Here is a 13,083-nt window from a genome sequence, read left to right as displayed (position 1 = left end):
CTCCCTTTTTAAGATTCTGTTAACCGTAGGTCTTCTTCAATCGAATGTTTTCTAAAGTAGTACGTCAGCACAATAACGGTTGCTATGCCTAAGATGAGATAGACAATGGCAAAAAGGATAAAAAGTGTCCCGATCGAGCCTGATGATGTGACAACCTCTGAGGTTTTGAGCATTCGATAAATGACCCATGGCTGGCGGCCTGTACAAGCAAAGATCCAGCCAAATTCAATAGCCAAAAGACTAAGAGGCCCGCCGAATAAGTAAAGAAAAAGAAGCCACTTCGGAAATTTGTCCCGTTTTAAAATTTTACGGTAAAGCAGCGCTAATACCGCAAAAAGAATGAGCACCGATCCAATAATGACCATGCCGTTAAATAATGTGTGTATAAATAAAGGCGGCCACTCGTCACGAGGAAAATCATTTAAGCCTTTGACCACTGTATCGAAGCTATTTCCTGCCAGAAAACTGAGCGCCCAAGGAATTTCGATCGCACCTTTAATTTCCTGCGAATCAGCATCCGTAAAACCACCTATTGCAAGAGGCGCATGTGATTGCGTTTCAAATAAACCTTCAGCTCCAGCCAGCTTTTCAGGCTGATATTCATACAGAAGCTGAGCGGATTCGTGGCCATTTAAGGCTGTTAGAAAAGAGAAAAGTCCTCCTACAATGAGTCCAAGAAAAAGGGCTTTTCGATGAAATGTATAGAGCTTCTCATTTTTTCTCGTTTTGAGCATTTTAAAAGCTGCAACTGAAGCAATCACAAAAGCACCTGTTGTAAAAGCAGACAGCACAACATGTGTAGCAGTTACAGCAAAGCTTGGATTGAAAAAGGCCTTCCAAGGCTCGATATTTGTGATTTCTCCATTCACCATCTGAAAGCCGGCAGGTGTCCCTTCAAAAGCATGTACGTTTGTAATTAGAATCGCTGATGCAGCTGCACCAATGACGATAAAAATAACCGTAATGATGCGCATTGCATTTGATAGGCGATCCGCTGCGTACACATAAATAGACATAAATAATGCTTCTATAAAGAACGCATAGATTTCAATCTGGAATGGCAGTGACATGACCTTTCCGATGACCTCCATAAAACCTGGCCATAAAAGGGCAAGCTGCGTACCAGCAATAGTACCTGTTGGAATGGCGACCCCTAACAGAACAGCTTGTGCTTTTGTCCATCGCTTGGCCATGATGGCATAATGCGGGTCCTTCGTTTTTTGAAAGATGAGTTCAGCTAACAAAATCATTAGCGGGATGCCAACGCCAAGCGAGGCATAAATAATATGAAAGCCCATAGTTGTGCCGAACAGGCTTCTAGCTAAAACGAGATCAGTCAATTTTTTCTCCGCCTTTCTTATCGCTTCTCTTTTTCATGATGCTTATTATTCTCCACCATTTTTAGATTATTCTTCCTGACTAAGAAAGCTTGTTTTTTGACAAGTTGTAAAAGAGGGAGTAGAATATAAATATAAAACGTAACAATTACGTTTTATTAACGAAAGGAGTTTTGACATTGAAAAGAGATATTCATCCAACCTCACATGAAGTTGTATTTATGGACGTAAACAGCGGTTACCGCTTCTTGAGTAGATCAACAAAGACATCAAATGAGACAGTAGAGTGGGAAGATGGGAAAACGTATCCTGTCATTAAAGTAGAAACAAGCTCTGATACGCATCCTTTTTATACAGGACGTCAAAAATTCGGAGAAAAAGGCGGAAGAGCTGAGCAGTTTAAGAAAAAATATCAAATGTAATCAAAAAAGCACGCCTGATAACGGTGTGCTTTTTTTTACAGCAAAAAACCCCGGTTGATCACCCGGGGTTCAAAGCATTAATCATTTAATGCAGTTTTTAAGGTCTTTAAGTTTTGTTTCATTAAGCTGACGTAGCTTTCGCCATTTTTGACATCATCCTCAGTAATGGATTCTAGATTTTTAAGGGTCAAGCTTTTTGCCCCAATTTCACTGCGGATTGTATCTGATACTTTGCTGCTGACGTTGTTTTCAAAAATAACGTATTGAATGTGATGCTTTTCTGCTTTTTGTACAATGTTTTCGAGCTGTTTTTGTGATGGCTCCTCAGAAGCGGATAACCCTAAAACACTGATTTGCTCAATGCCATAGCGCTTTTCCCAATAACCATAAGCTGCGTGAGAAACAAGAATTTCTTTATGTTTCGCTTTAGATAACGTTGTTTTAAATTCTTGATCTAACGATTGCAAATCTTTTTTTAGATGTTCATAGTTTTTTGTGTATTCGTCTTTATGATCTGGATCTAAAGAGACGAGTGTGTCTTTAATGTTTTTCGCCATTTGCTGTGCATAAACCGGGTCTAACCATGCATGAGGGTCTTTATCTCCGTGATCGTGCCCGTCATGATCATGGTCTTCACCTTCATGGTCATGATCTTCGCCTTCTTCATGTGCATGTTCTTCATTTGTCGATAATAATTTGATGCCTTCGGCTGCTTTGACTGTTTTCACACCTTGGTCTTTTAAAGTGGCAGCTGTTTTGGCTGCGAATGCTTCAGCCCCTGTGCCGCTGTAGATAAAGGCATCACCTTCAGCCATTTCAACCATTGTTTTTGAACTTGGTTCAAAGGTGTGTGCATCTGCATTTGCAGGATACACGCTTTGAGCATGAACGTGAGAGCCGCCAATTTTTTCAGTGAAATCTTGGATTGGGAAGATCGTGGTGTAAATGATTAGTTTCCCGTCTGCCTTTCCTTTTGAAGCATTAGTGCCCGCACTGCTTGAGCAAGCGGCAAGACCGATCGCGAATAAAGCAGCTGTTAAAATAAAAAAGATTTTTTTCATGTAGAAAATGTCTCCTCTCAATCTAATAGATAGAAATGATTACGATTTAATGTCCTGAGTTATTGTATCGTAATAATTACGATTTGAAAAGAGGAAAATAAAAAATTTTCATCAGCAGATGTTTCCTCTAAAAAAATAAGCTGCAAAACGTGACGAAATTTCTTACATTGTGCTATATTTATTTTTAAAAAAAGATAAAGGAATGGACAAACGTATGAAACTTTTAGATGAAATCATCGAATATAATCAACAATTTATTGAAGAAAAGAAATACGAAGAATTTACAACAACAAAGTTTCCACAGAAAAAAGCTGTCATTCTATCGTGTATGGATACAAGACTTGTTGAACTGCTTCCGCGTGCCATGAACATGAAAAATGGTGATATAAAGATTGTCAAAAGTGCTGGGGCGCTTGTTTCTCATCCATTTGGAAGTATTATGCGAAGTATTTTAGTTGCTGTTTACGAATTAAATGCTGACGAGGTATATGTCATTGGGCACCATGATTGCGGGATGAGTAAAATAGACAGCCAGACACTTTTAAATAAAGCCGTTGAGCGCGGTATTCCAGAAAAACGTATTGAAGTACTGGAATACTCAGGAATTGATTTTAAACAGTGGCTCAAAAGCTTTAGTTCAGTTGAAGAGAGCGTGAAGGACAGTGTGTCTGTAGTAAAAAATCACCCGCTTCTTCCATCAGATGTACCTGTACACGGGCTTGTCATTGACCCTGGAACAGGGAAGCTTGACTTAGTTGTCAACGGATATGAAGAAAAGTAAGTTACTTTTCCTTTTTAGGCGGGACAGGATCGATGCCGCCAGAGTGAAGCGGATGACATTTCAAAATCCGTTTTATGGTGAGCCAGCCGCCCTTGATCGCTCCATGCGTTTTGATTGCCTCTAGTCCATAGTTTGAGCATGTTGGATAAAACCGGCAGCTTGGCGGTGTCAGAGGGGAAATACATTTTTGATAAAAGCGTATTATGCCGATAAAAATTTGTTTCATAGAGGTTCCTCCTTGTCTGTCTTCCACAGTATAAGAAAAAAGAACAAGGAAGGAAAGTTTTATAAACTAAACTGGTCGGAGAAATATGTTATAATATAGGAAATTGCAATTATAGGAGTGGTGATTATGCCTTCAGTCGAAAGCTTTGAACTTGATCATAATGCTGTAAAAGCGCCATATGTTCGTCATTGCGGCGTTCATAAAGTGGGATCAGATGGGGAAGTAAATAAATTCGATATTCGTTTTTGTCAGCCCAACAAGCAGGCGATGAAACCTGATACGATTCATACATTAGAGCATTTGCTTGCGTTTAATATTAGAACACACTCAGAGAAATATGATCATTTTGATATCATCGATATTTCTCCAATGGGCTGCCAGACAGGCTACTATTTAGTTGTCAGTGGTGCACCAACTCCAAAAGAGATCGTTGAACTTCTTGATGCAACATTCAAGGATGCGGTTGAAGTAACAGAAATTCCTGCTGCAAACGAAGAGCAATGCGGCCAAGCGAAGCTTCATGATCTTGAAGGGGCAAAACGTTTAATGCGTTTCTGGCTTTCTCAGGATCAAGAAGAGCTTTTAAAAGTATTTGGTTAATAGAATGATGAACCGGACATTGAGATGTCCGGTTTTTTATTTGAATTCGATCAGAGATGTCAAAATAGGGGATATTTGTTAAAATGGACATGTCAGTAAAAGAAGGGGGAAACGCAGGATGCGAAAAATGTTGGGAATGATTCTGATACTCACGTTATTGAGTGCATGTGGAAACTCTGCAGCAAATAGCGGCAAAGGGGAAGTGCCTGAGCTATTAGAAGTAAAGCTCACAGGACCTGAGCAAGTGGAGAAAAATGAAAGCGTTATAGTAAAAGCAGCTGTCACATACGGTGATACGCCTGTTGATGATGCAGATGATGTTCAATTTGAAGTGTGGAAAGATGGCGACAAGGATAACAGCAAGATGATTCAGCCAAAGAAAGAAAACAAAGGTGTATACGAATTGCACACAGCCTTCAAAAAAGATGGCCTTTATATCATACAAGTCCATGTGACAGCTAAACAGCAGCATAATATGCCGAAAACGAACATCCACGTAGGTGAGGTGAAAAAAGAGAGTTCAACTACTGCAGAAGAAGAAACCTCACATCATTAAAAGCGGATTTATTTTGGATTAGGACGTTGATTTGGTTCTGCATCCTGTGGTGAATCGACTTTATGCTTATATTCATAAGCCTTCGATGTCGTCCACAATGATAAAAAGACAACGATTGAGATAATGATAAAGCTGATAATCCCAAGTAACAGCATCTAACTCCCTCCTTATTTCCATATTAACATATATTTCATGCAGTCAAAATAGAAGAAATTGACGGCAGGTTTCAGTATAATAAGAAAAGGGTATTCTCATACTAAACGCAATTACATAAGGAGGAATAAATATGTCTGAACAATTATTAAACGTCGTTAATAAACAAGTAGCTGATTGGACTGTGCTTTACGTGAAATTACATAACTATCATTGGTATGTAAAGGGAAAAGATTTCTTTACACTCCATGAGAAATTTGAGGAACTATATACAGAAACAGCTACATATATTGATGATTTGGCTGAGCGTATGCTTGCTTTAAATGGACAGCCTGTTGCGACAATGAAAGAGTGCTTAGAAATTTCCAGCATTCAAGAAGCAGAAGGCAAAGAATCAGCGGAGCAAATGGTGAAAAATCTATATGATGATTTCTCCAATATCGCTGAGGAATTAAAGCAAGGAATGGAGCTGGCTGCAGAGGTTGGCGATGAAACTACAGGTGATATGCTGCTCGCGATTCATCAATCCATTGAAAAACACAACTGGATGCTTAAAGCATATTTAGGATAATACACGTATGTGAAAAGAATGTCGGTCATCAATAGACCGACATTCTTTTTTTATTGGAATCGGGACAGACAGCCCATTGAAATCATAGGGCTTTCAGCCGAAGAGAAAAGAGAAGGGAGGGAAGAAGATGTCTTCTATTGCAGGAATGATGAGTCAGCAAGTAGCGAGCATTCAAAAGACACTCAATATTAGTTTGTTGAATTCGCAGCTTGCTACGAATACAGCACAAGCTATGGTGATGCTGGATCAAGTGCAGCAGCAGCCTCAAGCTGTTCAGCCAAAGGATTCAGATGCTTCATTTATTGATGTCAGAGTCTAAAAAGAGAAGCCGCCTCATGGGGCGGCTTTTTTGGTCTCGTTCGTTTCCCTGAATACATAACAGCGCCTTTATTTTTTGTCGTCCAAGCTATTGCGAGAATTCGGCATATACTATTGAGGTAAGGAGTTCCACTTTGAAAGGATGTTGATGCCAAGTGAGCAAGGATTTAGGCATCTTTTCGTTGGTTACAGTGAGTTTGTCGGCGATGGGCTTTCTGTTTGGTGGAGCAGGATATTTACTGATGATTTTAGTGACGTTGATGGCTATTGAATTAATTTGTTCAAGCCTAAGAGAATCTTTGACTGGGCAGCTCACAATGAAGCGGTTTTTAACGCGGCTTGTTCGAAAGGTCGTGACAGTCTCCTTAATATCTATGGCACATTTCTTCGATGTCATGCTGAAGACAAATGGGACGATTAAGGATTTAGCGATCATCTTTTATATTATTTATGAATCTTACCAAATCGTCTCGACAGCCAGAGCCCTTGGAGTTCCCATTCCACAGTTGTTTATTGATGTATTGGACATGTTGAAAAATAAATTGCGCAAAAAGCCGTAATTTCCTCATATCTGGTCATACTAAAGGAAAAAGGATGATTCGGATGGCGAGACACACATACTATGTATCCGTACAAGATGGATCGATATCGCAGCATAGAGATGCAGCGGCTTGGCAATTTCAAATAGAAGCAGATGATGATCAAATTTTGCAGCTGAGAGACTACTTCGATGAACAGTATATGACAGATTGGAAAGGCTTCTTTCGGGCGCATGTTCCGTTTCTTGAATATCATTATGATAGTCCAAATGATGAAATGGATAGAAAAAGAAAAGAGATTTACACAATGATTTATGAGCTCGGCAATGAAGAAACAAGGAGCTTTATTGAGACAAATGGTTTGATGAATTGAAAAAGCATGTAGAGAATCTCTACATGCTTTATTTTCGCGGTTGTAAAATGCCTCCGATCAAATCACTGATCCCGCCGCCTCTATTTTCTTGCTGTGAATTGGTGAATTCATGAGAGGAGCTCTGGCTCTGAGGTTTGTAGCGATTATCATCTAACCCCACCCGTAAGCCAGATGTGCGCTCAGATGGCTGGATAATGACGATTTGATCTTGTTCCTGGAACTCAAATAAGTAGGATTCGCCAGATGTTTGTCCAATGAAAGTTTTCCAGTTCACATCTAGTTTGACCTTCGGTGCTTTGCCTGTCCAAGCAACAATTGCGTCAGGGTCTACACGGCAGGGGGCTTTTAAAATGAGCGGATTTCCATTCGTTTTAATGGCGACTTGCGCTCCGTGCCCTTGATAAGAGAGTTTTGATGTAAACAGTCCTTTCTGTGATAAAATACCAACGCCTACTGGTGTGACGCCGTAATGGCATTCCTCAGTAAAGGCAAGTAAATCTTCACTTTCTACACTTACATGCTGCCAAGGACCGCTTGGCTCAAGATTAATCACTGTTACATGCTCGCTTGCATCCGCCAAGTAGCAAGTACCTTGTCCACTCACTTCCATCATCTCAAGGTTTTCACCTGTGAACTTCCTGCTGATATGGTTAAATACTTGGCTGACCATATTTCCTTTATTCGTTCCAAGTAATCGCTTGCGGTATTGGAAACTTCCTTGATCAGCAATCATGGCGCCTTTTTTGGCAAAAAAGATTCCGCTGCCTTCTGCTTGTAAGGTAAGCTCTTCTATTGTGTTGAAATGAAATCCCATAGGTGCCGGCTCCTTTCCTGCGTCAAGATGTAAATCCGTAGATGCGGCATAAATCATTTAAATCTAGAGTAGTCCCTTGCCCGGTCGCCGTGATTTTCCATTCCTCCTGATCTCTTGTGAGTTCAGCGCATATAATGGATGTACAATACGAATAATCCTCTGTTAACTGAAAGGTACAAATCTCTTGCTGCGAGATTTGATCCGTAAGTCGCACGTAGGCATTGGTGACTTGTCCAAAATGATGCTGGCGTTCGTGTGCATCATGTATCGTGGCTGTGACGACAATTTTATGAATATCAGGTGAGACTCTACTTAATTGCATAATAATCATTTCATTGTCTCGATACCCTCCGCCAAATTGATGATCACCAAGATGACGAACAGCTCCATCTAAGCTTTGCTGCTGGTGATAATAAATCAGATGCTTAGGAGACAACAGCTTGTCCTCTTCATTTAAAAGAAAGACTTGCGTATCTAAATCAATTGGCTGACCAGCCAGGTCCCAGCCAAGCCCGATATGAATTTGGTCGACCGCTGGATTGTCTTTTGTTAAATCTAACTTTTGCCCTTTCACGAGGTGTTTCTTGATCACCTCATGGGGTGCGTCTTGTTTTGACCCATTTTTTATACTCATGCTGATTTCCTCCTCGTTGTCATAGGACAAACACTGATTCATTTACGTCATATAGGGATAAAAGGTTTCATGATTAAAATTGGGTGAAGTTGGAGATGATAAAAAGGTTTTAGCAACAATACCTCATTTTAGATACAGACGAGTTGGAACCACTCGTTTGTTTCACTTTTGATAAAAATTCTTCAGATAAATGTGATCTGTGGTATGATGTTTTACAAGAAGCAAGGACAGGATATGAGGGATTTCACATGCATGTATTTAAAGACTATTATCATAATACGGTCAAGCTCTCTTTTGAGGAGAAGCCTTTTTCAAGTCATCCTAAGCATGTTTGGGCCATCTGCCGCTACCAAGGGAAATGGCTGCTCACTGAACATGAGGATCGAGGCTATGAGTTTCCAGGAGGGAAAGTTGAGCGGGATGAAGAAGCAGACCAAGCCGCTATACGGGAGATTCAAGAAGAGACGGGTGCTGTTGTTCGTGAATTAACGTATATTGGTCAATATCAGGTGCTGGGCAGAGAAAAGGTCATTGTCAAGAATATTTATTTCGCTGATATTGAAAAGCTAGTGAAGCAAGACACGTATTTTGAAACGAAAGGACCCGTTCTTTTCGCAGACTTGCCAAGATCCATCGCCAAAAATAAGAATTTCAGTTTTATTATGAAAGATGATGTGTTAAGACAAAGTCTTGCTTATTTAGAAAAGAACGGTTTGATTCGTTAAAAAAAGCGCAGGGTGACAATGGGACTGACCCCATAAGATGAGACAAATAAAAAACACCTTCAAGTTTGAAAACGGATCGTTGTGATCCGAAATAAAACATGGAGGTGTTTTTTCTATGGGGACAAGAGTGAGTTATCCGGTTGAAGTCAAACAGAAGGCTGTAGAAATGAGATTGGCAGGCGTATCAATGAAAGAGATTTTGCGGGAATTGAATATCAAAAATAAAACGCAGGTTCAGACATGGGTGAGGTGGCATAAGGCTGGGGATACACACCGGTTCGAACAGCCTGTTGGAAAACAATATACCCATAGAAAGGGTCCCGAGTACTCTTCCGAATTAGAGAGACTGCAGGCAGAAAATCGCTATCTGAGTCAACAGAATGAAGTTTTAAAAAAGTACAACGAATTGGAAAGGAAGTTGATAAGGAAACGTCAATCAAACTGGTAGAAGAATTGTGCAAAACAATGACAGTACAGGACATCTGTGTCCATTTAGGCGTCTCACGCGCTTCGTACTATAGATGGAAAAAGAATCTGAATCAGAATCATTCTAAAAGACAACTAGAGAAACAAATCGGCACGTTGTGCCGAGAGCACAAGTATCGATATGGATACCGAAAAATCACAGCCTTACTAAAAGTGAGAATGCTTATTAACCATAAAACTGTTCAACGTATCATGCAGAAAAACCAGTGGCAGTGCCGGGTTAAAATGAAAAAGCGTAAGAAAAATGGGCAGCCCTATGCTGTGGCTGGTAATATACTGGATCGGAGCTTTCAGTCTGATCGCCCTCTTGAAAAACTAGTAACGGACATCACGTATTTGCCTTATGGACAGAAACAATTGTACCTTTCCAGTATATTGGATTTATATAATGGAGAAGTGATTGCGTTTACGATTGGTGATAAGCAGGACACAGACTTTATTTTAAACACACTTGATCAGCTCCCAGCACTGCCTGAAAACTGTGTGTTACATAGCGACCAAGGTTCTGTGTATACATCTTACGAGTATCAGAAAGCTGTTCATATAAAAGGCATTACCATGAGCATGTCCCGTAAAGGGACGCCCGCTGATAATGCCTCCATCGAATCGTTTCATTCCTCGCTAAAGTCTGAAACGTTCTATCTTAACAGCATTGATCGAACTACGACCACCATCGTAGAACGCACTGTCAAAGAATACATTTATTATTATAACAACATTCGTATTCAAACAAAACTAAACAACCAATCACCGATCAACTATCGGCAATTGGCTGTATAAAGGTGTTTTGATCCCTGTCTCAAAAACGGGGGTCAGTCCCCAATCCCTGTGCTTTTTTATTTTTGAAGAAAACGGCGTTCGAGCCATTCCACAAGCTGGTACATGATGGTCGCAAACACGGCAATAATGAAAAGACTTAAGAACACGAGTGTAAAGTTGAAGACTTGAAAGCCGTAAATGATCATGTAGCCGAGCCCTTTTGAGGAAACAAGAAATTCCCCTACAATAACCCCAACCCAAGAAAGGCCGACATTGACCTTGATGGCAGAAATCATCGTTGGAATACTAGCTGGCAAAATGACCTCGCGAAAGACGACGCTTTTTTTCGCACCAAAGGTTTTCATCACCTTTAAATAATTCTCATCGACCTCTTGAAAGGCTGTATATATGACGATCGTCGTAATGATTACACTAATGATTGCGCCCATGGCAACGATGCTGATCATGCCAGGCCCAAGGGCAACAATTAAAATCGGGGCGAGGGCAACTTTTGGCATGGCATTTAAAATGACTAAATAAGGATCAAGAACGTTTGCCAGGCGGGTGGACCACCATAAGGCGGCAGCGAGCAAAATGCCGCAAAAGGTACCAAGTAGAAATCCGAGCACCGTTTCAAATAATGTAATACTCATATGATTCATTAAAGATCCATCGGATATTTTTTGTACAAACAATTGGCAGACTGCTGATGGTGAACTAAATATCAGTGGATCGATAAGACGAAAATGACTGGCAAGCTCCCAAAGCGAAAAGAAGCTGGCGAAAATAATGAACTGATAGATTCGGGTCATGCGTTTTTCCATTCGGTATTTTTTGCGATAGGCTTCATGCAAAAGGTCACTGTGTTTCAACTGTTTTCAGCTCCTTCCAAATCGTTTGAAAGAGCTCTTGGAAACTCTGGGTCTGTCTTGCATCGAAAGGAGAAAGAGTCCTCAGTTCATCTGGAACGGTAAAAATTCTCTTGATTGAGCCAGGATGCTTAGAGAATAAGAAAATGCGGTCACTCATCGCAATGGCTTCGCCAATGTCATGTGTCACAAGGACCGCTGTTTTTTGATAGTTTTTGAGTGTATGAAAGACGAGATCCTCTAAAGTGAGTTTGGTTTGATAGTCTAGAGCTGAAAAGGGTTCATCTAGTAAAAGCAGACCGGGATTCACTGCAAGCGTTCGGGCGAGAGCCGCACGCTGCCTCATACCGCCTGACAGCTCCTTCGGGTATTTTTCCTCTACATCATGAAGGCCAAGCTTAGGCAGTAAGCCAAGAGCGGCGGAGGTGGCTTCATGTGAATCTTGCTTGGTAATTTTTAACCCGAGAATGATATTTTCCTTGATGGTTTTCCAAGGAAACAAATAATCTTGCTGGAGCATGTAGCCGATTTGATGCTCTTTTTGATTCGGTTCTTTTCCTTCGATTAAAATTCGGCCTTCAGAGGGCGGCGTTATTCCTGCAATGATAGACAGCAGGGTGGTTTTTCCGCAGCCGCTGGGACCAATAAATGAGATAAATTCTCCTTGGTCTATCTCCATATTGATGTGCTGTATGGCCGTTGTTTTTTCTTTTAAAGAGAAGTACGTGTGGGTCACATGGTCAATTTGAAGGAAAGACATGTGCTACCTCCTATTCTATTTGTGTTCTGTGACCTTCTTTGCAATGGATGAATTGACAAGTTGTTTGTACGGGATAAATTTCGGCAATTCATCGCTCTCCTTCATGATTTCCTGCAATTTGTTCCATTCCTCTTCGTTCAGAAGGGGATCTGTTGCGTAGGAGTCCTGCTGTTTGTAGCGTTTAATGGCAGTTGATAAAACATCAAGTTCTGTGTCAGGAAAATGAGATTGAATGGTTTTGGCAATCTCCTCCGGCTGCTTGGCTTCTACCCATTTCTGCGCTTTATAAATGGCGCGAGTGAAAGCTTCAGCTGTTTCTTTGTTTTCCTCTAAGTAACTCTTCTTTGCCATGAAGGTGGTATACGGCACCTTTCCGGAAGCCTCTCCAAAGGAGGCGGTAATGTACCCTTTGCCTTCTTTTTCAATTAAGGATGCTGTCGGTTCGAATAACTGCACAAAATCGCCAGTTCCAGAGGAGAAAGCACCTGAAATGTTGGCAAAATCAATATTTTGAATCATGCGGAGATCCTTTTTTACATCAATGCCTTCCTTTTTCAGGACATATTCACCGACCATTTGCGGCATGCCGCCTTTCCGCTGTCCAAGAAAGTCTTTTCCTTTTAATTGATCCCAAGAGAATTCGTTCACTTTCTCCCTTGAAACAAGAAATGTACCGTCTGTTTGTGTCAGCTGTGCAAAGTTGATGACAGAGTCTTTTGTGTCTTGAGCCTCTACATAGATAGAGGATTCAGATCCGGTCAGGGCGATATCTGCACCGCCGGATAAGAGAGCTGTCATCGTTTTATCACCGCCCCAAGTCGTTTTTAATTCAACCTCTAGCCCTTCTTCTTTGAAGAAATCCTCAGATAAGGCAACATATAGCGGAGCATAAAAAACCGAATGGGTCACCTCGGCTACTTGTACGGTCTGCTCTTGTTCTTTTTTACAGGCGACAAATGGAATAAAGAGCAGGACAACGACGATGAATGCCAGTCTGACTTTGATGGAACGATTCAAGAGTAATTCGCCTCCTTTGTTCTAGATCACTAATTAAAGTATGTCAAAAGGGATTTTTGGTGAGTGCCTAGATGAAAATAAG

Annotated in this window: 19 protein-coding genes; 10 read left to right on the top strand and 9 right to left on the bottom strand. The window is 40.8% G+C overall.

Going from position 1 to position 13,083, the window contains the following annotated elements; all coding sequences use genetic code 11:
* Nucleotides 1-8: 8 nt before the first annotated feature.
* On the bottom strand, nucleotides 9-1,340 hold the full coding sequence (locus MHH61_RS03795; RefSeq protein ID WP_024425783.1) for a cytochrome ubiquinol oxidase subunit I: 1,332 nt from the start codon (nucleotides 1,338-1,340) through the stop codon (nucleotides 9-11).
* 176 nt (nucleotides 1,341-1,516) lie between these two features.
* Between MHH61_RS03795 and MHH61_RS03790 the strand changes: the two genes are divergently transcribed.
* Complete coding sequence (locus MHH61_RS03790) at nucleotides 1,517-1,759, top strand: type B 50S ribosomal protein L31 (RefSeq protein WP_024424931.1); 243 nt, start codon at nucleotides 1,517-1,519, stop codon at nucleotides 1,757-1,759.
* 77 nt (nucleotides 1,760-1,836) lie between these two features.
* Here the strand turns inward: MHH61_RS03790 and MHH61_RS03785 are convergent, their stop codons facing one another.
* A complete protein-coding gene (locus tag MHH61_RS03785; protein WP_125587606.1) occupies nucleotides 1,837-2,820 on the bottom strand; it encodes a metal ABC transporter solute-binding protein, Zn/Mn family in 984 nt (327 codons plus the stop codon).
* 214 nt (nucleotides 2,821-3,034) lie between these two features.
* On the opposite strand from MHH61_RS03785, the gene MHH61_RS03780 reads away from it, so the two are divergent.
* Nucleotides 3,035-3,601, top strand: coding sequence for a carbonic anhydrase (locus MHH61_RS03780; RefSeq protein WP_024424929.1), 567 nt, complete (start codon nucleotides 3,035-3,037; stop codon nucleotides 3,599-3,601).
* Nucleotide 3,602: 1 nt separating this feature from the next.
* On the opposite strand, the gene yidD is transcribed toward MHH61_RS03780, so the two are convergent.
* The gene (gene yidD / locus MHH61_RS03775) at nucleotides 3,603-3,827 is read right to left on the bottom strand and encodes a membrane protein insertion efficiency factor YidD (RefSeq protein ID WP_125587605.1); all 225 of its coding nucleotides are present in this window, start codon (nucleotides 3,825-3,827) and stop codon (nucleotides 3,603-3,605) included.
* A 126-nt stretch (nucleotides 3,828-3,953) separates the two neighbouring features.
* On the opposite strand from yidD, the gene MHH61_RS03770 reads away from it, so the two are divergent.
* Nucleotides 3,954-4,427, top strand: a complete 474-nt coding sequence (locus MHH61_RS03770) for an S-ribosylhomocysteine lyase (protein ID WP_003217624.1) — start codon at nucleotides 3,954-3,956, stop codon at nucleotides 4,425-4,427.
* Nucleotides 4,428-4,545: 118 nt separating this feature from the next.
* Nucleotides 4,546-4,983 (top strand): FixH family protein, encoded by a 438-nt coding sequence (locus MHH61_RS03765; protein ID WP_024425786.1) that lies wholly within the window; start codon nucleotides 4,546-4,548, stop codon nucleotides 4,981-4,983.
* A gap of 8 nt (nucleotides 4,984-4,991) precedes the next feature.
* On the opposite strand, the gene ytzI is transcribed toward MHH61_RS03765, so the two are convergent.
* On the bottom strand, nucleotides 4,992-5,138 hold the full coding sequence (gene ytzI, locus MHH61_RS03760; RefSeq protein ID WP_003217544.1) for a YtzI protein: 147 nt from the start codon (nucleotides 5,136-5,138) through the stop codon (nucleotides 4,992-4,994).
* 131 nt (nucleotides 5,139-5,269) lie between these two features.
* Here ytzI and MHH61_RS03755 point away from each other — a divergent pair, with 131 nt between their 5' ends.
* The 4 genes from MHH61_RS03755 (at nucleotide 5,270) to MHH61_RS03740 (ending at nucleotide 6,937) form a co-directional block, all read left to right on the top strand.
* The gene (locus MHH61_RS03755) at nucleotides 5,270-5,707 is read left to right on the top strand and encodes a Dps family protein (RefSeq protein ID WP_024424926.1); all 438 of its coding nucleotides are present in this window, start codon (nucleotides 5,270-5,272) and stop codon (nucleotides 5,705-5,707) included.
* A gap of 127 nt (nucleotides 5,708-5,834) precedes the next feature.
* Entirely contained in the window at nucleotides 5,835-6,026 is a 192-nt protein-coding gene (locus MHH61_RS03750; RefSeq protein WP_024424925.1) for a hypothetical protein, read from the top strand.
* Nucleotides 6,027-6,180: 154 nt separating this feature from the next.
* Entirely contained in the window at nucleotides 6,181-6,585 is a 405-nt protein-coding gene (locus tag MHH61_RS03745; protein ID WP_024424924.1) for a phage holin family protein, read from the top strand.
* A gap of 43 nt (nucleotides 6,586-6,628) precedes the next feature.
* Nucleotides 6,629-6,937: a hypothetical protein gene (locus tag MHH61_RS03740; RefSeq protein ID WP_024425787.1), complete on the top strand. Its 309-nt coding sequence runs from the start codon at nucleotides 6,629-6,631 to the stop codon at nucleotides 6,935-6,937.
* A gap of 28 nt (nucleotides 6,938-6,965) precedes the next feature.
* Here the strand turns inward: MHH61_RS03740 and MHH61_RS03735 are convergent, their stop codons facing one another.
* Nucleotides 6,966-7,751: an AIM24 family protein gene (locus MHH61_RS03735; protein WP_024424922.1), complete on the bottom strand. Its 786-nt coding sequence runs from the start codon at nucleotides 7,749-7,751 to the stop codon at nucleotides 6,966-6,968.
* A gap of 22 nt (nucleotides 7,752-7,773) precedes the next feature.
* Nucleotides 7,774-8,385 carry a TerD family protein gene (locus tag MHH61_RS03730; protein ID WP_056766999.1) on the bottom strand — a complete coding sequence of 204 codons (612 nt, stop codon included), beginning with the start codon at nucleotides 8,383-8,385 and terminating at the stop codon, nucleotides 7,774-7,776.
* 248 nt (nucleotides 8,386-8,633) lie between these two features.
* On the opposite strand from MHH61_RS03730, the gene ytkD reads away from it, so the two are divergent.
* Both ytkD and MHH61_RS03720 read left to right on the top strand, forming a co-directional pair.
* Nucleotides 8,634-9,110 carry an RNA deprotection pyrophosphohydrolase gene (gene ytkD, locus MHH61_RS03725; RefSeq protein WP_125587604.1) on the top strand — a complete coding sequence of 159 codons (477 nt, stop codon included), beginning with the start codon at nucleotides 8,634-8,636 and terminating at the stop codon, nucleotides 9,108-9,110.
* Nucleotides 9,111-9,225: 115 nt separating this feature from the next.
* Nucleotides 9,226-10,376, top strand: a protein-coding gene (locus MHH61_RS03720) for an IS3 family transposase (protein ID WP_327831716.1) whose coding sequence is annotated in 2 segments (ribosomal slippage) — nucleotides 9,226-9,499 and nucleotides 9,499-10,376 — 1,152 coding nt in all. Because the reading frame shifts where the segments join, the coding sequence is not laid out codon by codon here.
* Nucleotides 10,377-10,432: 56 nt separating this feature from the next.
* On the opposite strand, the gene MHH61_RS03715 is transcribed toward MHH61_RS03720, so the two are convergent.
* Genes MHH61_RS03715 through MHH61_RS03705 form a run of 3 tightly spaced genes read right to left on the bottom strand, consistent with a single transcriptional unit; the run spans nucleotide 10,433 to nucleotide 13,001 of the window.
* Nucleotides 10,433-11,227, bottom strand: a complete 795-nt coding sequence (locus tag MHH61_RS03715) for an ABC transporter permease (RefSeq protein WP_024424919.1) — start codon at nucleotides 11,225-11,227, stop codon at nucleotides 10,433-10,435.
* Complete coding sequence (locus MHH61_RS03710) at nucleotides 11,214-11,984, bottom strand: ABC transporter ATP-binding protein (RefSeq protein WP_024426225.1); 771 nt, start codon at nucleotides 11,982-11,984, stop codon at nucleotides 11,214-11,216. Before MHH61_RS03710 ends, MHH61_RS03715 begins: the two co-directional genes overlap by 14 nt.
* A 15-nt stretch (nucleotides 11,985-11,999) precedes the next feature.
* Nucleotides 12,000-13,001 carry an ABC transporter substrate-binding protein gene (locus MHH61_RS03705; protein WP_125587191.1) on the bottom strand — a complete coding sequence of 334 codons (1,002 nt, stop codon included), beginning with the start codon at nucleotides 12,999-13,001 and terminating at the stop codon, nucleotides 12,000-12,002.
* Between the last annotated feature and the right edge of the window lie 82 nt (nucleotides 13,002-13,083).

The organism is Bacillus sp. FSL K6-3154, assembly GCF_040869395.1.
Lineage (GTDB): Bacteria > Bacillota > Bacilli > Bacillales > Bacillaceae > Bacillus > Bacillus safensis.
This window is presented reverse-complemented; position numbering and strand designations above follow the sequence as displayed.